The organism is Devosia sp. Micro-HW1 (assembly GCF_056341075.1).
This window is the reverse complement of the sequence record NZ_CP094375.1, coordinates 95,737-118,708: the sequence shown is the minus strand read 5'-3', so window position 1 is coordinate 118,708 and position 22,972 is coordinate 95,737. Positions and strand designations below refer to the sequence as shown.

The following is a 22,972-nucleotide window of genomic DNA, read 5'->3' as shown; positions in this document are numbered from 1 at the left end:
AGACCCTTCCTGCCTTCTGATAAAATACAGAGCTGTTGGAATATGAACCGGCGGAGAGGACCCGCGGGTTCAGGTTGGCGAGGGTCAATAGCACCCGGGACAGGCTTTGCCTAGTGCCCCGACTTGCGGCATGATCGAAGTGCATAGCAGGGAGACGCAAATGCGCCTGAGCGGTCTTGTTGTGGGGATGATGGCGCTGTCGGCCGCCAGTGTTGCCGCGGCCCAACTGAGCGATTTCCTTCCAGCCGAGGATGGTGCCACAGCCTGCTGGCAGCGCCTCTATGACGAGGCGCACCTGGCGTCGCATCCGGACCAGAAGGTGACAGGGATGACGCTCCTCATGACCTACAAGGTCTTTGAGGATGCGGAGGACGGCATGTATTTCTTCGGGCTGGACGCCGCCCTGCGCGACGGCACCGAAGGCACGACCAGCGGCGGCTGCTCGATGTATGAGGGCGAAGTGCGTTGTGGCGTCGAGTGCGACGGTGGCGGGATCGCAATCGAGATGCGAAACAACGGCTCGGTGCTCGCCGACCTCGAGGCCTATGGCTATGTCCGCATGGAAAGCGAATGCGGCAGCGAAGGCGAGGAAGCGAGTTTCCCGCTCGAACCGGGCCTCGACGACAAGCAGTTCCTGCTGCATGTGGCCGATGCCAAGGTGTGCAAACGACTGGTGCCCCAGTGGTAATCGCGTAACTACCATACAAGATTGATCATTTTAGGACTATGCGGACTCGTATGGGGAGCCCATAGTGCGACAGCCGCATTCGCGGCCTGATCCGACCTATCCCGGTTCTTCGCCTTGATCCGCGTTACCCCGCTCATTCTGGCGGTCGCCCTGTTCATGGAACAGATGGACTCGACCGTCATTGCCACATCGCTGCCCGCCATTGCGACCGACATCGGCACCGAACCGATTGCGCTCAAACTCGCGCTGACGGCCTATTTCGTGGCGCTGGCCATCTTCATCCCGATCAGCGGCTGGATGGCGGATCGCTTTGGGGCGAAGAACATCTTCCGGCTGGCGATCTTCGTGTTCATGCTGGGATCGCTGGCGTGCTCATTTGCGTTTTCCCTGGAAACCTTTGTCGCTTCGCGCTTCTTCCAGGGAATCGGTTCATCGATGATGACGCCGGTGGGACGCCTGCTGCTGGTGCGCTCGACGCCGCGCAACGAGCTGGTGGCCGCCATGGCCTGGCTGACTATTCCGGCCCTCGTGGCGCCGGTGACGGGGCCACTGATCGGGGGGTTCCTCACCACCTACCTCAGCTGGCACTGGATCTTCTGGATCAATATTCCGATCGGGATCGCCGGCATTATCCTCTCAAGCATCTATCTCAAGGTGCCTGATGAGCGCACGCCGCGTCCGGTCGACATCGTCGGCTTCTTCATTGCGGCAGTTGCCTTCTCCGGCTCGGTATTCGGACTTTCGGTCATCAGCCTACCGGCGCTGCCGATCATCTATGGCTACCTGACGCTGGCAGTGGGAGTGACGGCCGCCCTGCTCTACCTGATGCATGCCCGGAAGACGAAGTATCCTCTGCTCGATCCGAAGCTCTTCCGGCACCCGCTGTTCCGATCCTCGATCACCGGCGGCTCGTTCTTCCGCATCGGCGTAGGCGCCATGCCGTTTCTGCTGCCGCTGATGCTGCAGCTTGCCTTCGGCCTCAACCCTTTCCAGTCGGGCGCGATCACCTTCATTTCGGCCATTGGCGCGATCATCAGCAAATTCGTGGTGGAGAAGATTTTCGCCCGTTTCGGCTTTCCGCGCGTGCTTGGCTTTGCCGCCGTGCTCGGGGGCGCATTGATTGCAGCGCAGGGCCTGTTCACCGCCGAGACTCCTGCGGCGGTCATGATGACCGTGCTCCTGGCCGGAGGGGTTCTGCGCTCGCTATTCTTCACCGGGTCCAACGCCATCGGCTATGCCGACGTTTCGGATGAGGAGGCCAGCCAGGCCACCGCCATCGTTGCGGTGGCCCAGCAGCTTTCCGTCGCCTTCGGGGTAGCGGTGGCCGGTGCCATTCTCGAAGTCAGTTCCGTTTTCAGCGGCGGCCACCTGACACTGCTCAATTTCCAGATCGCATTTTTCACGGTCGGGGGCATGAGCGCCCTCGCCGGCTTTGTCTATTTCCGCCTGCCCCACGATGCGGGCAGCAATGTTTCCGGCCACAAGGCCATTGCCAGCGAGCGGCCCAATTCCGGGTCGAACTGATCTTGTCGCGCACCATGCCCCTCATTCTCGCCACCGCACTGTTCATGGAAAACATGGACTCGACGGTGATCGCTACCTCGCTTGCCGCCATCGCGGCGGACATCGGCACCGATCCGATTTCGCTGAAGCTGGCACTGACCGCCTATCTCGTGGCGCTGGCCATCTTCATCCCGATTTCAAGCTGGATGGCCGATCGGTTCGGGGCGCGGCGCGTGTTCCGCGTGGCCATGCTGGTCTTCATGGTGGGCTCGGTCTGCTGCGCCTTTTCGGGCTCGCTGGCCCAGTTCGTCGGTGCGCGCTTCCTGCAGGGCATGGGCGGGGCAATGATGGGCCCGGTGGCGCGCCTCGTGCTGGTGCGGATGACGCCACGCCACCAACTGGTCGATGCCATGGCATGGCTGACCATTCCCGCGCTGATCGGGCCGATTGTCGGTCCGCCCTTCGGCGGTTTCCTCACCACCTATTTCTCGTGGCACTGGATTTTCATCATCAACGTGCCGATCGGCATTCTCGGCATCGTGCTGGTGGGTTTCGTGCTGCCCAACGAGACGCGCAACCGGCCGCGCAATATCGACGGCAAGGGCTTTGTGCTGGCGGGTCTGGCCTTTGCGCTCTTTGCCTTTGGTTGTTCGGTGGTGAGCCTGCCTGCCCTGCCCCCCGTCATCGGCGCGGTTGCCGCTGCCGCCGGCATTGGGCTTGGCTATTTCTACACCCGCCATGCACTGGCGACGGAATATCCACTGCTGGACCTGCGGCTGCTCAAGGTGCGCAATTTCCGCATCGCCATCGTGGCCGGCACCTTCTTTCGCCTGGGCCAGGGCGCGACGCCGTTCCTCTTCCCGCTGATGCTGCAACTGACCTTCGGCCTGTCACCATTCGAAAGCGGCATGGTGACGTTTGCAGGGGCCATTGGCGCGCTGGCGGCCAAGTTTGTCGCCAACTGGATGTTCGCCAATTGGGGGTTCAAGTACCCGCTGGTGATCTCCACGGCCATCGGCGCGGCGGGTATCCTGGTCATGGGCTTTTACGACCCATCGACACCCATTCCACTGATCCTGGCCATCCTCGTCTTCACCGGCTTTTGGCAATCGATGTTCTGGACCGGTTCGAATGCCTTCACCTTCGCCGATATCGAGGACAAGGACGCGGGCCAGGCCAATGTGATGAGCCAGGTCTGGGGCCAGCTGATGTTCGCCATGGGCGTGGCGCTGGGCGGCGGGACCCTGGAACTGGCGCACCGGCTGCGCGGCGGCGCGGAGCTGGCGCTGGTTGATTTCCACATCGCCTTCTACGTGGTGGCGGCGGTGGGCTTCATCGCTACGCTGCTGTTCCTCAGGCTGCCGCGCAATGCCGGCCACCAATTGCTGGCCGGGCCAGGCGTGCATTAAAGGCCGATCACGCCTCGGCGGGAACAGCGTGGCGGGCGCGCAGTGGCGCGCTCGATTCCCACCAATCGGCCAGACCATCGATTAGCGGCACCAATTGGGCACCCGCCGGGGTCAGGTCATACTCCACGCGCAGCGGATAGCCCGGAAAGGCCGTGCGTGACACGAGGCCGGCCTGTTCAAGCTTGCGTAATTCGAGTGACAGGATGCGGTGCGACAAGGTTGGATTGTCGCGCTGCAGGTCGCTAAAGCGCTTGGTACCCTCATGGAGATAGTACAGCAGCAGGCTGGGCCAGCGGCCGGACAGCACGCGCATGACGTCTTCGATCGGGCAATCGGACACGACGGTCTGCATCTGCTCCTCCTGGTTACAAAAATGTCCGTAATTTACTTAGGCACGCGAGGGACTAGGTTCCACCCCGCTGCGCAGCATCACGTCAAACTCTGAAGGATGAACAATGGAACCGATCCTTGTCTACGGCCACCCGGCCGGTAGCTCCATGGGCCTGATCGCAGCATTCGAATGGCTGGGGCAGCCCTATCGCCTGTGTCGGGTCGACATGCTGGGGGAAATGCGCGAGCCCAGCTTTGCGCGGATCAACGGCCGGCACGAGACCCCTGCTTTGATCACGCCCGATGGCCGCCCCATCACCGAGACCCTGGCCATTGCCGCGTGGCTGGCGGCACGCGACGCCGACCACCGGATCAGCTTTGCGCCCGACAGCGTCGAAGCCGACCGCATGTGGCAGATGCTGGCTTTCATCAATACCGGCTTTACCGGAGCCTTTGCGCCGCTCTGGACAGCGCTTGAAATGGACGAGCCCGACCCCGAAACCGTCTCTGTGCTGCAACGGACCGGAAAAGAGTGGGTGATTGAGCGCCACGACAAGCTCGAGGCCATGCTCGGCAACTCTGACTATCTGGTCGGTCCTCGGCCCAGCCTCGCCGACGGGGTGCTGATCGGCGTAGCTCGCTGGCTCGACTTTCACGAGGTCGCGGAAGCCAGCCGCTGGCCGAAGCTGGCAGCCATCCGGCGGCGGCTAGAGGCGGACCCGGCCGTGATCTTTGCGACTGCGGTCGAGAATGGAGACACTCCATCAGGGTCTGGCGCCATGACGGGCCACGTCGCGCTGGCCGATGTCATCGACCGCTATGGGCGCAGAGCGGCCTAGGCAATGGCCGCAATCGCCGAGTAACGCAGCCAAGCAAAGGCGCGGCGCAGGAAGGTCGGCGAGTCCGATGTCACCGGTGTGCCATGTGCCATCACTACGCGCTCGGCCGGCCAGGTGAGAATCTGGTCGACCGCAGCGCGCATTGCCGGCTGCCCACCGAAGGCCATGCGGAATTTTCGCGGCACAGCCGGTTCCAGCTCGGACATCAAGTCGAGTCGGGCGACGACATTGCGCCAGCCGGAATACCAGTCTCGTGGCAGGTTTTGCAGCAGGTCGGTAAACAGCACGGTGCCGCTGGCACGGTGAAAAAACACCGCTTCTGTCATGATCGAGGTGGTCGGCAGGATCACCTGGTCGACCTGGCCGACCCAGTCAGAGGGCGGAGCAGCAACAAGTTCGCCCGCAAAGGTCAGGTCCGGACGGGCCGCCTGAAGTTCGCGAAGGCCGAAAAGGCGCGCATCCGGACAGGCGGCACACCATTCCGAGAGAAAACGGTGGTGAAGCGTGTTGGGCGCAACGAGCAGGCGAACCGGGCCCAGATCTTCGACGGCGCGGCGCAGGTCGTCCGAGAGCGCCGTCGGCGACCAGATGAACAAGCTGCCATCGGCAAGCCGGATGACCGCCATGCGCGTGGGATAGCGAAAGCCGAGGGCCCCGGTGACGGCGCCGCCGTCGTGGATCCAAATTTCAGGTCCAAATGGCTTGAGCATTACGCGCCCGCTTTACGGCTGTTGAACTTACTTGCCCCCTTCGGGGACCGCCGGCACCCGCCATTCGAGCAGAGCTCTCATGGCCTTCTTGGCTCGAACAGCTCCACCGGAGCTATTCGTCCCCCTCGGGGACCGCCGGCACCCGCCATTCGAGCATAGCTCTCATGGCCTTCTTGGCTCGAATAGCTCCACCGGAGCTATTCGTCCCCTTTGGGGACCGCCGGCACCCGCCATTCGAGCATAGCTCTCATGGCCTTCTTGGCTCGAATAGCTCCACCGGAGCTATTCGTCCCCTTCGGGGATCGCCGGCGAAGCCTTGAACCCCTTGGCCACGAGATAGGCTTCCGCCGAATCCTTGCGGCTTGACGGGGGCTTGATGTGGAAGGTGGTGTTGAAATGGCGCTTGAGCATATGCAGCAGCTCATGCTCGGTGCCGCCCTGGAATACCTTGGCCACGAATGACCCGCCCGGCGCCAGCACCTGGATGGCGAAATCGGCGGCGATCTCGATCAGGTGAACGATGCGCAGGTGATCGGTGGCGCGATGGCCGGTCGTCGGCCAGGCCATGTCGCTCATGACCAGGTCGACCTTGTGCCCGCCAAGGGCCTCGATCAGCATGGCCGGCGCATCGTCCTCGGTGAAATCCTTCTTGAACAGGATGACGCCGGGAATGGGATCCATATCCAGATAGTCGATGCCCACGACAAGCGGGTTTGCATCCGTGGAGCCGACAGCTGCGGCCGCCACCTGCGACCACCCACCCGGCGCCGCGCCGAGGTCGACGACCCGGCTGCCGCGCTTGAAGAACTTCTGCTTCTCGTTCATTTCCTTGATCTTGAAGGCGGCGCGCGAGCGATAGCCCTCGGCCCTGGCGCGCGCCACATAGGGGTCGTTGAGCTGGCGCTCGAGCCACTTGGTCGACGCCACCTTGCGCCCCTTGGCGGTCTTCACGCGGATCTTGAGATCCTTGTCGGACTTGCGGCCGCCCGTGCCCAGAGCCTTGCTATTGGCCATTGCCCTGCCTCCTCGGGTAGCGACTGGGACGCTTGTGCATCCGGTCGGCGTCCATCAGTGAAATCAGAATGCCTTCGCGCAGGCCGCGATCGGCAACGCGGACGCGTTCGGTCGGCCATTCGCGCCGGATGGCCTCGAAAATGGCACAGCCAGGCAGGACAAGGTCGGCGCGGTCCTTGCCGATACAGGGATGGGCAACGCGGCGCTCAAAGGGCATTCCGAGCAGCGCGCGCATGGTCTCGTTGACCTCATCGCGGCGCATCCAGAGCCCATCCACCTTCTGCCGCTCATAGCGATCGAGCCCCAGATGGAGGCCGGCCAGCGTGGTGACCGTGCCCGAGGTGCCGATCAGGTGGACCTTGTGGGTGCCGATCATCTGCCGCAGCTTCTCACGGCCGCGGAACTGCCGGAGATGAGTGGAGACGAACTCCACCATGGCTTCAAACACTTCAGGCGTGACATCGACGCCGCCGAATTTTTCGGCAATGGAGACGACGCCGACCGGCATGGACTGCCAGGAGCGAATCGAAGCCGACATGCGACCCTGGGCCCGCGGACGGCCGCCACGGAAATCAAGCCAAGCCAGTTCGGAAGACCCGCCGCCGATGTCGAACATCAAGGCGCCCTGCGCCTCGTTGTCGATGAGATCGGCGCAACCGGTCACCGCCAGTTCGGCCTCGGTGCGGCGATCGACGATCTCCAGATCGAGCCCGATTTCATTTTTCACGCGGGAGAGAAATGCCGGACCGTTCTCGGCGGCGCGGCAGGCCTCGGTGGCGATGAGGCGCATGCGGGTGGGCTGATGGTCACGCAGCTTGTTGCGGCACTGGCGCAGCGCTTCCATGGTGCGTTCCATGGCCGCATCACCGAGGCGCCCGGTGACCGAAACCCCCTCCCCGAGCCGAACGATGCGGGTAAACCCATCAAGCACGCGGAAGCCGCGCTCATGCGGTCGGGCGATCAACAGGCGGCAGTTATTGGTGCCCAGATCAAGCGCAGCATAGAGCGGGCCGCGGCCACGGCGCGGATGGGGGGCGGCTGGTGTCCGCTGATCCGGCGCGTGAGCGGATGGCGGCGAACCGCCCCGCTCCCTCCGGGCATGGCCGGAAGGTGCGCCGGGCCCTGCCTCGTCCGCAAGGGCCGAGACAGCGGCGGACCGAATGGAATCGGTCACTGAAGGCTCCTTCGTGCGCGGTCGCAAAGACCGGGAATCCCGGCCGCGCCCGCTCGCACGTCATGGTTACGTTGTCGGGAACAACGGTAGAGCAAGGGGGCGCGGAGTGCAATGGATAGGATGGACCGACAGGGATTTGGCACCATGCGCCAGGTGCAAGGGTCCGTGCATGGATCGCGATACCCGTTGCGCATCGGGCCGACATTCCCTGCCACAGACAGGCAATCTCGACAGGCCTCCACATGCAACCGGAAGTTTCCGCCCCGAACAAAGGCCGATAGCTGGTTTCCACATTTCCACACGATGGACGGCCCCAGACGCTTGCAATCTCATCGCGCTTTGTCTAATGAGACCCCGCGCCGCGCTTCGAAGCCTCACCGCTCCCGCGCCGCCGGCCAGCAGGCACCTGCTGGGGAATAGTTCAATGGTAGAACAGCGGACTCTGACTCCGTCGATCTTGGTTCGAATCCAGGTTCCCCAGCCAAACTCTCCGTAAGCTGTTGAATTTGCAGGGTAATTCGTGGGCTGTGTGAAAATTTCACACAAACTCCCACACATGGTCCCACACACGCCGACTCCAAACGAGGTCAGCATGGGTACCCGCCTGCCGTTCTGCATCCGTCGCGGCGCCATTTTCTATTGGCGTCGGCGCCTGCCAAGTCCCGCCAAAATGTACGTGGAATTCAGCCTCGGCACCAAAGACGAGCGGGTTGCCCGTCGCCTATGCTCTTTGCTTGCGATCGATAGCGATCGCGCGTTTGCAGTATTGCGTGAGGGTGGAATGACACCAGAGCAGTCAGAAGTCTTTATCCGGCACAAGTTCGCCGAACATCGTGCAAAGCTGGAGCTCGTTCATATTGTCGGACTCGATAGTCCGAGAGACTGGAAGTCAGAGATCAAAGCCAGCAAAGCTACTGCCCTTGCGTTCAATACGCTGGCACTCCGGGGGCGCACCGGCGAAATTGAGCCGTCTTTTATCGAAGACGATCCCGATGCCGACGAAGTACTTCGGTTGGCGCGCCAGTCCATCGAGACATATCGCGAGGACTTCTGGTCAGACGGAAGGGCCCTCAGGATCAAACGCGACCTGGCCGAGCTCTTCCCCACCGCGGGTATCGCCCCGGCGGATGTGGCTCAGGCCCGCTCGCTCACGCTAAGGGCCTATGCCGCGGCTAACGCTTCTTCTGCAAAAAAGAACTCCCACCCAGGCGTCTCGCTAACAGATCTGGAAGCCTTGGCAGAGCGCCTTGAACTAGCGATCGACAAGCTCGCTGAACCAGTGTCGGCATCACCAATAACTTCGAGCGTTCAGGTGGGGCCTGAACCAGCTGCACAACCTGCAGTATCGGCAAAGACTGACATCATCAAATTCACAGAGGAGACTGTGGCGTACGAGCGGGTCAACACGAAGCTAAGGTCTAACACCCTTGATCAGAAGCTGACGGTGGTGACGCAGTTCGTCTGGGCGATAGGTAAGGCGCACTTCCAGGACTTGAAACAAAGCGACATCAAGCGCTATGTCGAGTGCCTCTCCCTCATTCCAAAAAATCATAAGGCGCCGAAATACAACGCGCTGACGGCTGAAGAGATGATGGCCAAGGCGGCCTTCCTCGAGAAAAAGGAGGTTGGCCTATGTGCCTCAACCGTCAACCGCAACCTAAGCTATCTGACCAAGCTAATGCGGCAAGCCAAAATGGCCGGCATTGAAGGCCTGCCTGACTTGATTATTGGGGGCTTCCGCCTGCCTAAACTGGTCCGCGCTCACGAACAACGACCTGGCTACACGGCCGCGGACATTGAGTTGCTTTTCAGCCACTCTATATGGAGCGGTTGTTATTCTGCCACTCGCCGGCATGTCCCGGGCGACGTGATCGTATGGGATGGTCTGTATTGGTGTCCCTTGATCAGCGCGTATTCCGGCATGCGCCGGGAAGAGATCGCCGGCATGCAGGTAGCAGAGGTTGTCCTTGACGCGGATGTTCATCATTTCGTCGTTGTGGAGAATGGCAACCGGGGACTGAAAACCCTGGCGTCAACACGCAAGGTACCAATTCACCCAGTGCTTATTCGGCTTGGCTTCGACCGCTATGTCAAAATGCAGAGAAAAATCGGCGAAGCCGATCTCTTTCCCGAACTGAAGCCTAAGAAGGGCACCAAGTCATCTTGGGGTGACAAACTGCATTATCATTTTTCCAAGGCGGTGAGGCTGAAGCTGGGCGCATCGCATGTCGAAAAGGACGCAGCCAAAACCTTTCACAGCTTCCGTCACTATATCTGTACGGCGCTCGACCGCATTGAAACGGTCAAGGACAAGACCACCAGAGATATCGTCGGACATGAAAATGTGGGGACCACCGACCGCATTTATAAAGAGCCGGCATCGCTCACGGTGAAACTGGCAGCCCTGCAGTTTCTGCCAGAACTCACCGAAGCTGCGGTGGCGGCAGTTCAGATCAAGCAGGTGGTTCCGGCCCGCAAGTCAGCTGCAATCAAGAAGAAGCCACGCGCTGCGGGTTAGCGCGTGGCTGGTGACGTAATCCCAGGGAAAGGGTCAACTTGCGGGATCGTCCCCTTGCGGCAAGGCTTTATGGGGATATCGGGCTGTTCGTCTCAGGCTCTTCCAAATCCTCGTAGAAGGGATAAACCTCTGCAAAAGCTACCCCGACGCCGCCTGCGTCGTCGGGATGAGCCTCTTGGAAGGAAGAAATGAAGGTTTCGTGTGCGATCTCAAACGCCGCGAGTTCCGCCTCGGCAGCGATCCGTGCTTTCACTGGGTCGCGACGGTAGCTGACAATATCCTGGAGCTGCTCATTCCAGTCCTTGTATCCGCTCGGGCGCAGCCGCTCGCCCCAAACCCCTGCCGCGTTACCGGCCTGATCATTGTCATAGGCGCACAGGAGGCGCTTGTCCTCCGTCCCGGCGGGCGGCGACTTGCGGACACCTCCAGTTGAAATGATCCAGGTAGTATTCAGGACATCCTTCATTCCGCCAAACAGCTTGAGAAGAGCGTATGACATGGCATCGATCGCGCTTTCCACGACCACGACGATTTTGGCTTTAGGATTGCCGACCGAGAACACTCCGCGATCCCGCCGGCTGCCCAGCGCATGCCCCTTATAGGGCCGGGTGGCGTCCGTGCCGCGGATTTCGGCTCCCACCGGGTTTCCCCGACCGTCGCGCGCAAGAAACACAGCGTTTCCGCGTTCATCCGCGTAGATGTCCCCGCTTTCGTGCTTGGCATCGACAAGCTGTACCGGCAAGGACCGCGCTTCAACGAGGTACTTCTTCGCCTTCGGCCAGTTTTCCGGACTAGGCGTCGGCGGGACGAACTCGACAAGCTTCGTAACGGCAAGTGCTGCCTTGGCTTTGCGTTCAACTGAAGCCACTTGGTCTGCCACGATCTGACCCGCGTCAAAGCGAGAGGCAAGCCAAGCGCGCGCCGTTGCGAAGTCGCAGCCAAGAAGGTGCTGAACAAGATCGATGGCACCTCCCTTCCCTGTGCCCGCTCGATGGTCGTACCACTTGGCGCCAGTGACGGTGATGGCGAAGCGCTCCTCGTCATCAACCCAGCGTGCCCTGTCGCGCTTGGACGGCTCAAGCCCAGCGGCGCGAAGCACGTCCCTTGGATCGATTGCCCGGAGCCTGGCCGTCGCCTCCTTCGCAGCGTTGGCGTTCTGATTGGACTGCTTGGCGAGATTCACAATCATCGGCAAGATTTCAGGGTCAGGTGTTTCCACCTCGTTGTCCAAAGCCGCATAGAACTTCTTCAGCGATTGGTGGGTCGCCTGGGAGCCCTTGACCCCGCGTTCGATACCAAGACCAGACACGGCGGCGGCGGCCTTGTCCTGCAGTTCACGCAACTTTTGACGACCACCAAGAAAAGCTTTGGCATTGAGCCTGCCGTTGACCAGCGGAATGACAAAGCCAGTGAGGTGCGGCGTCCGCTCGTCCATGTGAAGTTGCAGATGCGCGATGTTTCCATCACCGAAGGCCTCGCGGAGGAACCTGACGTTTGCGCGGACCCAGTTTTCGACATCTTCCGGAGTGGCAGTTCCCCACCATTCATGCGAGGCGCTGATCACCACCTCGATAGCGAGCACAGACCCTGCCCTGGCCCACGCACCTTCGAGAAGAGCATCCACTTCGGCAAGCGGGTTGCTTGAGCCGATGATGATGCGGTTGAGAGAGGTCCGATCGGGGTCGGCGTTCGCCGCATGCCGCCACCGCATCATGTGAGCGGCGCTGCCAACGATCATCTCACGCGACTTTAGTTTTTCGGCCCTGAAGACCGTGAAGAGTTTATCCGCCATCGTCTTTCCTTTCCCAGTGGCGAGGTCTCGACGCGGACGCGCGAGACCTTTCCTGGGTGATCACGGATGTGTCGTCCCAGGGGACGGCCAGCACGGATGTGCTGGTCCGAACGAAACCAATGGAATTGGTGTAGTGAGTACACCTGGCTCAGCCAGGTTCTTGTCAGAGTGAACCTCACCCCAAACAAGACAAATCCATGCCTTCAACGTGAAGCAAAGCACAACCTACTGGTAATCGACAAATTACCCTGTGTAAAACTTGTCACATAAATTCCATGTTATAACATTTAACCCACAACGGAGCGTTATAACATTGTCCTTTCCATCGCGATTATTGGAAAAACTATTTCCAATCACAATCACGCGGGCCACCAACGCACGCGCCTCTGCGCCGACACTTTCCTCGCGGTGTCCACGTTGTTGTTAACCATATTTGGGAAAGGGTGGTGACATTCCTGAAACCGCTGTCACCTTTGGTACCGAGTCCAACCGGACTCATGGCCACCAATAAGGCGGCCGCCAGGTTGCTACCAACAACACTGACGGCCTGACCAGGTGACCATCCCCTGCTCTAACAGGAGAAGCCAGATGGCTGACCGTATGTACGGCTGCGACCAGATTCGCAGCAACCCTTCTCTTCCCGATCATTGCGACCATCGGTCGACTGGATCGCTTGGCGCCCGTGCGATGCACAGCGCCTGGCCGGTTTAGGCGCGCGCTTAGCCGCTCCATTCCTCGCGCATTCTTGCTGCTTGATCTCAGGCTGACGGCTCGAGGCAGTGCTGCTGCGCATCCAGTTTTTCCTCGAGCTCCGCTCTTGCGTCTTTGAACGCCACTGCTTGGCTCGACCTGACGATGGTCAAAATGACGAAAATTGCAAAAAACCAAAAAATGCCGCTCTCGGGCACAGAGGACAAGCAGCCTGACACAACCGGTGACGACACCACCGATACCACAAACCCGCCTTCAATGTTCAAGCCGCGGGAACAGGGCGACGATAACCCGCTCGTCATTGATGATCTGGAAGACTTTGGTGAGGAAGTGCTGCACCCATCCTCAATGGCCGATCAAGGCGGCAGGGACCTGATCAATCCTTGGGTTTGGCGGCACCCCGAGGGGCTGAGCATTGAAGATCTGGATCGCCGCGATCGTGCCATCAACGATGTCCAGATGGGCAAGCCCAAAACCGTGTGCTTGACCACCGGCCACGTCACCTATCTGCGGCTCACTGACCCGGCGACCAAGGACGCCATCAGCGATGGCGGTGGCCGCGATGACGAACATCCGCAGCGTGCTCAGCTCAGGCTCGAAGCAGAAGTGCCAGTGAAGTTGGTCGGTCCGGCGACCGAGCACGCGATCGACGAAGTCATCAGTGCGCTCTTCACCCGTGCACCTGCATTCGCCCCGTTCCTGCAAGCCCTGCGCGACAGCTCCCATTTGTCGCTGATGCGCGGCGCCAATTACTTCCACTTCCGGCCGATGTTGGTCGCCTCGCCTCCGGGCCTCGGCAAGAGCACCATCGTTCGTCGGTTGGCTGAAGCCACTGGGCTGCCGATCATCCATTTGGACGGCTCGACCATGATGACGACCATCGATTTGACTGGTGGTGACTCGGCCTTCAGGTCATCGAGGCCGAGCGCGATCTTCGGGGGGCTGATCCAGCATAAGGTCGGCAACGCGATCGTGGCCTTTGACGAGATCGACAAGCTGGCCGACATGACCCGCGGCGCCCGGGAAAACCCGGCAGAGTCCCTGCTGCCGTTTCTTGAGCCAACGACGGCCGGAAGGGTGCGGGAGCACTTCCTCCAGATCGATCTCGACCTGCGCTTCCTCAACTGGATCCTGCTCGCCAATGACCTCGATAAGGTGCCGCGGACAGTTCGTGACCGTTGCAAAGTCATCCAGATCCCGGCGCTGACGCCAAAGGATCTGGCCGCCGTGGCCGCGGCTGAAGTCCACCGGCGTCACCTCGAGCCCGAGCTTATTGCTGCACTGACCCGCGCCTGTGCCAAGGGCCAGATCAAGAGCCTGCGCAAGCTCAACAAGGCGCTGGATGCCGCTCAGGCAGCGATGCGCCGTCCGCATCTGCACTGACCCAATAATTTGCAAAAACCAAAAAATCGAAAGTTTCTCATCATGACGACCACTCAAAATACCTCCAATCTCCCCGCAGTCGTCCCCGGCCACACCGCAGTTGCGCAGCGTAGCGCCCTCCCCGCTGCCGGTGCGAACCGTAAGACCCGCCGCGCCATTCAGAAGGTCCTCGATGCGCGCGGCGCTGAGCCGGCCATCCTGCCGGTCGACGCGCTGCTCGATGGCCTCACCGCTGTCGACCTCACCGCCGTTCGGCGCGCCATTGCCCAGGGGCGTGGGGAGGGCAACATCCTGTTCCGGTGTGCCCAGTGCAACAGCCCGGTCTATCTCGCGGTGAGCCATACCGCTTCCACCGGCGATGGTCGCGGAGCCTACTTCAAGCACTATGGTGGCACCCCCACCCATTGCGAATGGCGCACGCCTGACGCAATGCGCGATGTCGGTGCCGGACAGTTCGGCGGCAACCAGGAGGGCGAACCCCATTGGCGGCTCAAAAATCTGCTTGCCGACAGCATTCGCTGTGATCCCGACTTCTCGGAGCCAATCGTCGACAAGCATTTCATCAAGATCGCTGATGGGCACCGCAAGCCGGATGTCTTCACCACGCGTCGGGGTCAGCCGATCGCCTTCGAGCTGCAGCTTGCACGCATGCCGCTCACGACCATCACCCGGCGCACTGCCGCATACCGAGCAGCCGGGATCAACCTCTTCTGGGTGACCAGCGCCCATGAGCTGGCCTTGCTCAACAACCAGAGTTTCCGCGACCTTTATCTGGCCGCTGGTGGCCGGATCCTTGCCGTCGATGCGGCGAGTTATGAGCGATCCGAGGAAACCAGCGTTCTGCACCTGCGGGAACTCTCGCTCGAACCTTCTGTCCAGCACCCCTTTGCCATCTATAACCGCTGGCGCAGCCGCATGGTTGGTCCCAATGTCATTCTCATGCCCGAGGCGCAGCGGCACACTGAAGGGCAGCGCGCCTATGCTGCGGCATTGGCCGAGCAGCTTCAGGCCAAGGCGCCGGGGCTCACGGAGAAGGTAGCCAGCTCCGTTGCCTCTGGCGCGGACCTCAAACTCGTCGCGGCAGAATGGAGCGCCTTGGCCAAGTTGGTCGGCGCGCGCGACCTGCGGCAATCTATCCAAGATGAGTTGCCCCATGTGCTGCGCTGGCTCCAGGCGGTCGAGCGGCAGACCAATGCCACCGGACCGGACAAGGCAGTGGCTGGCAAGGTGGTGGCCGCTTGTGCTGCGGCGATCATTGCTGCCCGCACCGGCAAGCACTGGGTTCCGCTTGTCGAGCATGTTGCCGATGCCGTGCCGGCGGTGGCCGCTGTGATCAGTCCTGATCTGCGGGGGAAGATGGTCAGGCTCAAGGCTTCTGCGGGCAAGCTGCACCCGTTTCACGCCTATCATCGCCACATGATCTCGGCGCTGCATCCCTGGCTCGCATTCTGGCTGCTGGCCAAAGCACCCGCCGGTACGGCGCCGCATCAACGCCTGCCCTGAGCTTCTGCTTCAGCCCTCACACCGCAAGTGTTCTGCTTCTGGCTTATCCGAGAGCCAGAAGCAGATCGTGTCGGCTACTCCGCTCACCCGAAGAGGGCTCGGGGTAACCGCCCCGATGCGGCCGGCAAGCCGGCCTTCTCAACGATGGAAGGGATCGGAGATCCCTTCAAACATGCCGTTCCGGCAGCCACTCGGCAAAAGAAAGAAGACCCGAGCCAGAGGTTGAGCCGAAGAGGTCCACCCACCCGTCCCCGCTTGTCGCAAGCGCCAGTGGATTTCAATGTGCGACAGCGGAACACTGAGCTCGGAATGAAAAAATCATGAGCTAAGACAATTCGTAATTTATTGTCAGGGCGTAGAAATTATCCAATCTTTATGAAATTCGAAGTTGGATTGAGGTGTGTGAATCGGAGGAGCTCACACGCCGGCCTCAGCTTCAGACAACAGGCCGATCTTGTCAGTGCCACGGACAAACTTCTCCAACCGGCGTCTAGATTCATCGAGCATGGGGAACGATGGAACAGCTGATTGAATACAACAGCGATTTGCTTGCTGAACTACGCGAGGAGAGCAGGATCTCCGAATTGCCTTTGGATGATGTCGCCTTTGAGCGCCTATGCTCCACCTTGGAGGCCGAGGGAGAACTCGAGACAGCAGATCGATGCAGTTGGAGGGATAGCGCCGCCGGCAAGACACTTAGGCTAGACGGCCACGGCGGTGACCCGAGAGAATCGGAAGGAATTCTGAGCGTTATCGCATGCGAACTGCACAACGAACTCGAGCCTGAGACCCTCAATGCGGCTGACGTAAAAAAGATCTTCGGTCATCTCATAAATTTCGTGATTGCCTCGAAGCGGCGAGATTTCAGAGATACCCTTGGCCTAGGCACACCGGAATTCGGTACTGCGACAATGATTGCGGAAGCTTGGCCATCGGTCACAAAAGTCAAGCTGATCCTCGTCACCAATGGGATTTACAGCGCCCGCACCGACGCAAAACTCGCAGGGAAAATTGGCGAGACGCCAGTCACATACAACATTTGGGACTTGGCTCGTTTCCATAGGGTCGAGACCACGGGCTCAAAAGAAAAGATCCTCGTGGACTTTGAGCAGGATTTTGGCGCAGGTCTGCCAGCATTGGCAGCTTCATCTAATGAGTCCGAATTCCCATCGTATTTGGCAGTTATCAGAGGCAAGCAGCTGGCCCAAATCTATGACACATGGGGCGCCAGGCTTCTCGAGTCCAATGTCCGCAGCTTTATTCAGGCAAGCAGGCGGTCGGTTAATGCCGGTATTCGGGACACGATCCGCGACGATCCCGAAATGTTCTTTAGCTACAACAACGGACTTTCTGCCACCGCCGACAGCTTGGAGACCCGAGAGACCGGATCGAGCTTGGAAATTCTGTCTGCCCGCAACTTGCAGATCGTAAACGGCGGACAGACAACTGCATCTTTGCATGCAGCGCTGCGATCAAGCCCAGAGACTTTGGATCGTGTGAACGTCCAGATCAAATTGACAATTGTCCCACCCAGTCGATCCGAGGAGGTGGTGCCGAATATTTCGAAATACGCCAATAGCCAGAACAAAGTTAGCGCTGCGGACTTCTTTTCCAACCATCCATTTCACCTGCGCATAGAGGGATATTCACGCCGCGTACTTGCTCCACCTTCTTCGGGGGCCAGCCGACAATCCATGTGGTTCTACGAGCGTGCCCGCGGCCAGTATTTGGTGGAGCGATCAAAACGCGGGGGATCGGAACGACGCCGTTTCGATACGGAGCATCCAAAATCGCAGCTCTTTCTCAAGACTGATCTTGCAAAGGTCGAGTTCACTTTTCGGCAGCGGCCGGACATCGTCAGCAAAGGCGCCCAGAAAAATTTTGCTGCGTTTGCTGCTGAAATTGGTTCTTCCTGGTCGACGACCGAAACCCGCTACGACGAGACTTGGTATAAGCGCCTGATAGCAAAGCTGATCATATTTCGGACCTTGGAGAAGGCCGTTCCCAAGCAGGACTGGTATCCTGGGGGCTACAGAGCGAACATAGTGGCGTACGGTATTTCCAAGTTGGTCCATGACGCGGAACAGATGGACAAAGTGCTGAACCTTGATTTGGTTTGGACAAATCAGATTGTCCCCGAAGAGATGCTGCAGTGCCTTCTGATCGCTTGTGAGAAAGCGACAGAAGTCATTACCACGCCAGAGAGCGGAATCCGCAACATCACGGAGTGGGCGAAGAAGCAGGCCTGCTGGAGCAGCCTGATGAGGTCCGAAGCTATCTATGGCGGCGCTCTGAGTGATCAGTTGATCGATGCTGAGGAAGCAAGGGCGGCCCAGCGCGACGGAAAGCGCGAAGAGGCCATGATTTCAGGGATCGAAGCGCAAACGACGGTCATTGAGTTAGGCGCAGAGTTTTGGGGGCGTCTCCGGCTATGGACTGCCCCGAACCGCTCCTTCTCGATGAAGGATGATGGCATATTGAAAGCCTGCAGCCAGCTTGGGCGTAGACTCCCGTCAGAACGTCAATGCGTACTTGCCGTCGCGATCTTGGAGCGTGCGCGCGCTGAGGGATATGTTGATGACGAAGAAACCCCACGCATTCGCATCTCTGGGGCAAGAAGCCACTGATCGCCGGGATTTAGTGCAATCGTCTCCAGCCTGAGGTCAGTTTGATGCGAACTGGACCGTCCGCATCTACGGAACTCACGATGTCATTTCGCCCATTGATCACTCGAATTTGGTAGGTAGAGGATCCCTCTTCTTGGGAGATTTCAAAGAATTGGCCTTCCTTTGCGCCGGCATCGCGAAGGAACCCTGTAAGATGAGTAATGCGGTATTCATTTCGCGTACCCCCAGGAGTGTGATGACGGTTGTTGTAGTAGACAAATCGCAACCTCAACTCCGTGCCATCAGGGGCCACGCAATCTATCCAAGCCGAAGGATTCAGCTGCTTAGGATCCAGTTGCGGAAGAAACGCCAGAAGCTCGCCATCTGATTTGGGAACCAGAATGCCTGCCATATGGGCCCCGGTACTACCGACATCGTTGGCGCTCAACGATTTGACAAATTTCTTCATTTTGTTGGCCTCATCGGCGAAATTTGGAGGGCACGACGCAAGTCATCTTCATCGCGAGATGAAACTGGCACGGTCTCGTTGGCCAAGTCCGATTTCCAAGAGGACCGATCTATCATTACCTCCTCCACGGTATCCTTGTAGAATAGCCGGTAGACTGAGACAGGCTCTGTCTGACCGCGACGGTGCGCCCGTGCGCTGGCTTGCGCCTCTACTGCAGGGTTCCACACTGGCGTGAAATGTATGACGACCGTCGCGGCAGTGATATTGAGACCGGCCCCGGCCGCTTTTGGATTCAAAATCAAACACGCCGGACCATCATGGGTGGAGAACTCGTCCACGATCGGCTGCCTGTCCAAGGATGGAGTTGAACCGTTGATGGCCCCCCACCAAGTTCCCGCAAGCCCATCGCTTGCCTTTTTCACCAAATCGCCGACACGATTGAACAGCGAAAATACAAGAACTTTTCGTTGGTTCCGGAATGCTTCACGAAGAAGCTCGGTGAGCCGTTCGAGCTTAGGCGTGATCAGCGGAATTCCTTCCAGATCTTCCAAGGCAGCATCATCCCAAGTCCCACTTTCCAGTTTCGGAGCTCTGAGCCAAGGGTGAGCGCAAAACAGCTGTAGCTGAAGAGTGGCTACTAGCGCGCCTGCGACAGGGTACTTTGCCAGTGTCGACTCCCGAACGGCGTCGTACTGACGGGCAAGGCCGTCTTCGAGCTCAAGTGGGATGTCTATATCAATACGCTCAGGCAAATCCGCTGCCACATCCATGACGCGTCTCTTGAGGATGACCGGATCTGTCAGTCGACCCAGCGACTGCGCAGCCTCCACGGTGTCGGGAAATTCGACTTCAAACACCGTCCTATCACCGAGCATTCCAGGAATCGCGAAATCAACTAGTGACCAAAGGTCGAGAAGGCCGTTCTCCACCGGCGTGCCGGTCATGGGGATGGTCTTGCGGCGCGGAATCGTCGCAACAGCCATTCGGCGATTTGAATGGGGGTTCTTAATAGCCTGTGCTTCGTCGCAGATCACCCAAGACCATTCGATAGACGATATCAGGCCGATGTCGTTCACCATCGTGTCGTAGGTGGTGATAATTACTTGGGCGACTTGGAGGTTTCGGTAAATTCCCGCTCTGTGGCTACCCCGGTGAACCATGATGCTTAGAGACGGAGCAAAGCGTTGAATCTCGCGCACCCAGTTTGCGATCAGGCTGGTCGGACAAATGATCAGTGCGGGAGCGTCTTTTATCGGCGGATCCATCATAAGCAAAGCTATGATCTGGAGCGTCTTTCCAAGTCCCATCTCATCCGCAAGGATCAGCCCACCTGTACGATTTGAGGTTTCCCACATCCACTGCACGCCACGAGCCTGATATGGGAAAAGGTCCGCTAGCAGTCCGTCGACAGCAATGCTGGGCGGAAGTTGGTCTGCGGCTATGCGACCGGCATGCAGCAACTCTGGAGAAGCTTCGATCCCCAAATCGTCGGGGGCCTCGCGAATAAGACTTATTGCAACAGAATAGGACAGATCGTCTGTATCCAAGCCCTTAAGTACGCCCGCGACGAGATCGACAACATCCCCAGGCAGAGGACGAATGATCGTGCCGTCCGCGACCCAAGAGTGCGTGAGGGACGGAGCCGTGAGCAGGTGCGCCTGGCCCCGGACGACTCTACGCCCAGCCAGTTGAGCAACTATCCGGTTTTGGGACCTGGATAGTACAATTACGGGATCAAGCACCCGTTCCGAGACCTCCATGCCCTCTGGCGGGTTCCCAATCAAAGCGGCGAAATCGCGAGGAAGTTGGCTCAAGTCCATTACCGCATTCCATAATGGTTTCGGGCAGCTTCCATGAAAGTTCGTAGGTCGTCGAGATCGAGAGGAGCAGGTCTCCGAGTGTGTACTGCGCGATGACAATTTGGGCAGAGCGGGGCAAGATCTTTGGCCGGATCATACGGCCGTGGCACGGCCAACAGCGATAACGCTTCCAAGTGGTGCACTTCCAAAATGTCGCCAGCGTCTCCGTATATCTTCCGGGGCTCCATACCGCAGCATAGGCACCGCTCTCCATGCAAACGGATGCACAGAAGGCGGTTGCGAGGATTTCTCTCTCTGCGCCGAACGGTTGCAAGCAGAATAGCGCCCTCTTCCGAGCCAGAAGCTTCCTCGTCCTCCTCAACGAGATCGTATCCGATGAGTTCGGCCATGGCAGCCATCAAGGGAACCACCACATCTCGGCTGACGCGAGCAACCGCCTCATCAGACGACTCGGTGGTCTTTCTCAATGTCGCGGTGAGCCGGAAGTTGCCTGAGTGCACGCGCCATTGGCTGCGCTCCTGACCAAAGAGATCGAGCTCAACGTCTGGAGCAAGTGAATCCACCAGAGCCTGAGCAAGCTGCACGTCCTCTTCACCGGCGCGCTGTATCTGGCGTACAACCTCCCCCGCAAAGGTGCCAAAGCCGAGAGTTGCCCGGTAGCCCTTGAGGCCGTGCGGCTTCAATTCCACAACCGGACCACGACGCTCATCAAGGTCCGCAAACCAGATTCGCAGGGCTGTGCGCATGCCCCGCGGATCCACAGCCATGCCGATCAGAGCGCCGGTACCCGCTTCAATTTCCTTTCGAACGATATCCTGCCAAGCTGCTATCACGCCGGCCTCACAGGTCTTCGTCGTCGGTCAACTCTGCAGGCTCTGGATCTGGAACATTGCGTAGGAGTTTTCGAAGGTTAGCCGATATCTCCTCCCGGATGTCCTCAAAGACCGGTTCGAGTTCCGGGTCTGTATTGTTCTGCTCAGCCATTGCAAAGGCATATAGAAGCAGGTCCATACCCTCCACCGCATAGCCATTGGCAGCTGCCCGCTGATATATCTTCTGATAAAAGTCGTGGTGCTTGTTCAGCAGAACACCGGGCACATGCTCGTCACTGCCCGTACTGCGGTATGCGAATTCCCAGAGGTGACCATTTGTTATGCTGGTTACAGCCTCCACGTGGATGCTGTCCGCGCTTACATAGTTTTGGACCGGCGCCTTGATGCGGATTTTTTGACCGCGATTATTATTGATCTCAGCTGTTTGCGAGTTCACATCGGCGCCTGTCACGTGTGGCTTCGCCGTGTTGCCGGTCGCCGCGATATTTTTGTTCGCGCTGCTGTGGTCGACCGTTCCATCCTTGTTTGCCTGTTCGCGGCTTTGACGGCGATAGCGCTGTCCGGCCTCGCGATAAACCGGTTGAAGCAGCTTTCTGAGGCCGTCTTCCAGATCCGGATGGAACAGGATACGTGATTTTTTTACGTCAATCCGAAACGCCTCGTCCAACTTATGGCCGAAGTCAAACTCGATACGAAGAAGCGAAGTATGTGGCTCAGGTGCGCCAAACACCTCCATCCAGCCGCCGTCTTGGATTAGCCGCCCTTCCCGATACACGTAAAATCCTTGCGCTCTGTTTGAGATGCGCGCGTATTCAGCCTCTTCTTCCTTTGTCATGTCACGACGGTGAGGAAGTATCCACGCTTTCATCTGCGCTACCTCCTCAGTTCCATCGAATAGTTCCACCGTGACTGTTTGCTTATTGGGAGCCAGTACCTGATCTGACTTCTCGGGATAGAAAGGATTCCACGGTTTGACGGGAGATCCATTGACGTTGATTACAACAGTCCTCTCCCGGCTGTCGTTGGCGTCAAGAAAACGATGGAAGACAAGCGCGATGTGTTTGCTCAGAGCCTCTGCCAAGCGTTTGACGGCGGCTTGTTCCTTCGCCCCCGGCGTGTATTCTTTTGACAGAAGACGGTCGCAGTTCTCCCAAACGACCAGTGTCCCCGATTCACCACAAAGTTCGTCGAATATTTCGTTTTGGCCCGCTGAAATCGGCTCCGAGAGCATTTCCCACGCATTCTGGCGTTCAACGTGATCCAAGTCCCAAGTCAATTTTGAGATTGGCTCATCGGCTGCCTTCCTCGACAAGACGCTATAACGCTTGCAGACAGAACTTGAAGCGGTCTTCAGGCCGAGGCCAAATTTCCCTAGGCTCTTGGCGTCCTTTCTCCGATCCGCACCGTAACGCATAGCGTTACGGACCTCGGCCGTATCCATGCCATGTCCGTCGTCGCCAAAGTGGACGAGTTTCCGTCCATCATGAAGTAGTTCGATGGTGATGTTTATTGTGTTGGCGCCGGCAGCAATTGAATTGTCTATAATATCCGCGGCAGCTGTACGAACGTTGTAACCCGTGTCCCGCAAGCCATAGATGAGCCTTGCTGCATTCGGATCGTTGATCATGTCCTGGTCAGTGATCATCTCTGTCATTGGTGCCCCCCTGCGA

17 protein-coding genes and 1 tRNA gene are annotated in these 22,972 nt (G+C 59.2%); 9 read left to right on the top strand and 9 right to left on the bottom strand.

What is annotated here, in order from left to right; translation table 11 throughout:
- The first annotated feature begins 160 nt into the window (after positions 1–160).
- From MQW79_RS00525 to MQW79_RS00515, 3 genes are all read left to right on the top strand, one after another.
- On the top strand, positions 161–688 hold the full coding sequence (locus MQW79_RS00525) for a hypothetical protein (protein ID WP_476586186.1): 528 nt from the start codon (positions 161–163) through the stop codon (positions 686–688).
- 114 nt (positions 689–802) lie between these two features.
- Complete coding sequence (locus MQW79_RS00520; protein WP_476586185.1) at positions 803–2,212, top strand: MFS transporter; 1,410 nt, start codon at positions 803–805, stop codon at positions 2,210–2,212.
- Positions 2,213–2,214: 2 nt separating this feature from the next.
- Positions 2,215–3,600 carry an MDR family MFS transporter gene (locus MQW79_RS00515; protein ID WP_476586184.1) on the top strand — a complete coding sequence of 462 codons (1,386 nt, stop codon included), beginning with the start codon at positions 2,215–2,217 and terminating at the stop codon, positions 3,598–3,600.
- Between the two features lie 7 nt (positions 3,601–3,607).
- Here MQW79_RS00515 and MQW79_RS00510 read toward each other — a convergent pair whose 3' ends face one another.
- A complete protein-coding gene (locus MQW79_RS00510) occupies positions 3,608–3,952 on the bottom strand; it encodes a winged helix-turn-helix transcriptional regulator (protein ID WP_476586183.1) in 345 nt (114 codons plus the stop codon).
- A 103-nt stretch (positions 3,953–4,055) separates the two neighbouring features.
- On the opposite strand from MQW79_RS00510, the gene MQW79_RS00505 reads away from it, so the two are divergent.
- Entirely contained in the window at positions 4,056–4,769 is a 714-nt protein-coding gene (locus MQW79_RS00505; protein WP_476586181.1) for a glutathione S-transferase family protein, read from the top strand.
- On the opposite strand, the gene MQW79_RS00500 is transcribed toward MQW79_RS00505, so the two are convergent.
- The 3 genes from MQW79_RS00500 to MQW79_RS00490 all read right to left on the bottom strand — a co-directional run bounded on the left by MQW79_RS00500 (position 4,766) and on the right by MQW79_RS00490 (position 7,667).
- The gene (locus MQW79_RS00500; RefSeq protein ID WP_476586180.1) at positions 4,766–5,479 is read right to left on the bottom strand and encodes a DUF4336 domain-containing protein; all 714 of its coding nucleotides are present in this window, start codon (positions 5,477–5,479) and stop codon (positions 4,766–4,768) included. The genes MQW79_RS00505 and MQW79_RS00500 overlap by 4 nt on opposite strands.
- Before the next feature lie 282 nt (positions 5,480–5,761).
- Positions 5,762–6,493, bottom strand: coding sequence for an RlmE family RNA methyltransferase (locus MQW79_RS00495; protein WP_476586179.1), 732 nt, complete (start codon positions 6,491–6,493; stop codon positions 5,762–5,764).
- The gene (locus MQW79_RS00490) at positions 6,483–7,667 is read right to left on the bottom strand and encodes a Ppx/GppA phosphatase family protein (protein WP_476586178.1); all 1,185 of its coding nucleotides are present in this window, start codon (positions 7,665–7,667) and stop codon (positions 6,483–6,485) included. Before MQW79_RS00490 ends, MQW79_RS00495 begins: the two co-directional genes overlap by 11 nt.
- A 410-nt stretch (positions 7,668–8,077) precedes the next feature.
- On the opposite strand from MQW79_RS00490, the gene MQW79_RS00485 reads away from it, so the two are divergent.
- Positions 8,078–8,151 (top strand) — tRNA-Gln (locus tag MQW79_RS00485).
- A 108-nt stretch (positions 8,152–8,259) separates the two neighbouring features.
- Positions 8,260–10,185, top strand: coding sequence for a DUF6538 domain-containing protein (locus tag MQW79_RS00480; protein ID WP_476586177.1), 1,926 nt, complete (start codon positions 8,260–8,262; stop codon positions 10,183–10,185).
- A 67-nt stretch (positions 10,186–10,252) separates the two neighbouring features.
- Here MQW79_RS00480 and mobV read toward each other — a convergent pair whose 3' ends face one another.
- Positions 10,253–11,977 carry a MobV family relaxase gene (mobV, locus tag MQW79_RS00475; protein WP_476586176.1) on the bottom strand — a complete coding sequence of 575 codons (1,725 nt, stop codon included), beginning with the start codon at positions 11,975–11,977 and terminating at the stop codon, positions 10,253–10,255.
- A gap of 864 nt (positions 11,978–12,841) precedes the next feature.
- Here mobV and MQW79_RS00470 point away from each other — a divergent pair.
- The 3 genes from MQW79_RS00470 to MQW79_RS00460 all read left to right on the top strand — a co-directional run bounded on the left by MQW79_RS00470 (position 12,842) and on the right by MQW79_RS00460 (position 18,201).
- Entirely contained in the window at positions 12,842–14,071 is a 1,230-nt protein-coding gene (locus MQW79_RS00470; RefSeq protein WP_476586174.1) for an AAA family ATPase, read from the top strand.
- 42 nt (positions 14,072–14,113) lie between these two features.
- Entirely contained in the window at positions 14,114–15,574 is a 1,461-nt protein-coding gene (locus tag MQW79_RS00465; protein WP_476586173.1) for a competence protein CoiA family protein, read from the top strand.
- A 515-nt stretch (positions 15,575–16,089) separates the two neighbouring features.
- Positions 16,090–18,201: an AIPR family protein gene (locus MQW79_RS00460; protein ID WP_476586172.1), complete on the top strand. Its 2,112-nt coding sequence runs from the start codon at positions 16,090–16,092 to the stop codon at positions 18,199–18,201.
- A gap of 10 nt (positions 18,202–18,211) precedes the next feature.
- On the opposite strand, the gene MQW79_RS00455 is transcribed toward MQW79_RS00460, so the two are convergent.
- The 4 genes from MQW79_RS00455 to MQW79_RS00440 all read right to left on the bottom strand — a co-directional run bounded on the left by MQW79_RS00455 (position 18,212) and on the right by MQW79_RS00440 (position 22,956).
- On the bottom strand, positions 18,212–18,649 hold the full coding sequence (locus tag MQW79_RS00455) for an EcoRII N-terminal effector-binding domain-containing protein (RefSeq protein ID WP_476586171.1): 438 nt from the start codon (positions 18,647–18,649) through the stop codon (positions 18,212–18,214).
- Positions 18,646–20,196, bottom strand: coding sequence for a DEAD/DEAH box helicase (locus tag MQW79_RS00450; RefSeq protein WP_476586170.1), 1,551 nt, complete (start codon positions 20,194–20,196; stop codon positions 18,646–18,648). Before MQW79_RS00450 ends, MQW79_RS00455 begins: the two co-directional genes overlap by 4 nt.
- A 272-nt stretch (positions 20,197–20,468) precedes the next feature.
- The gene (locus tag MQW79_RS00445; protein WP_476586169.1) at positions 20,469–21,215 is read right to left on the bottom strand and encodes an HNH endonuclease; all 747 of its coding nucleotides are present in this window, start codon (positions 21,213–21,215) and stop codon (positions 20,469–20,471) included.
- Positions 21,216–21,309: 94 nt separating this feature from the next.
- Entirely contained in the window at positions 21,310–22,956 is a 1,647-nt protein-coding gene (locus MQW79_RS00440; protein WP_476586168.1) for an ATP-binding protein, read from the bottom strand.
- Positions 22,957–22,972: the final 16 nt, after the last annotated feature.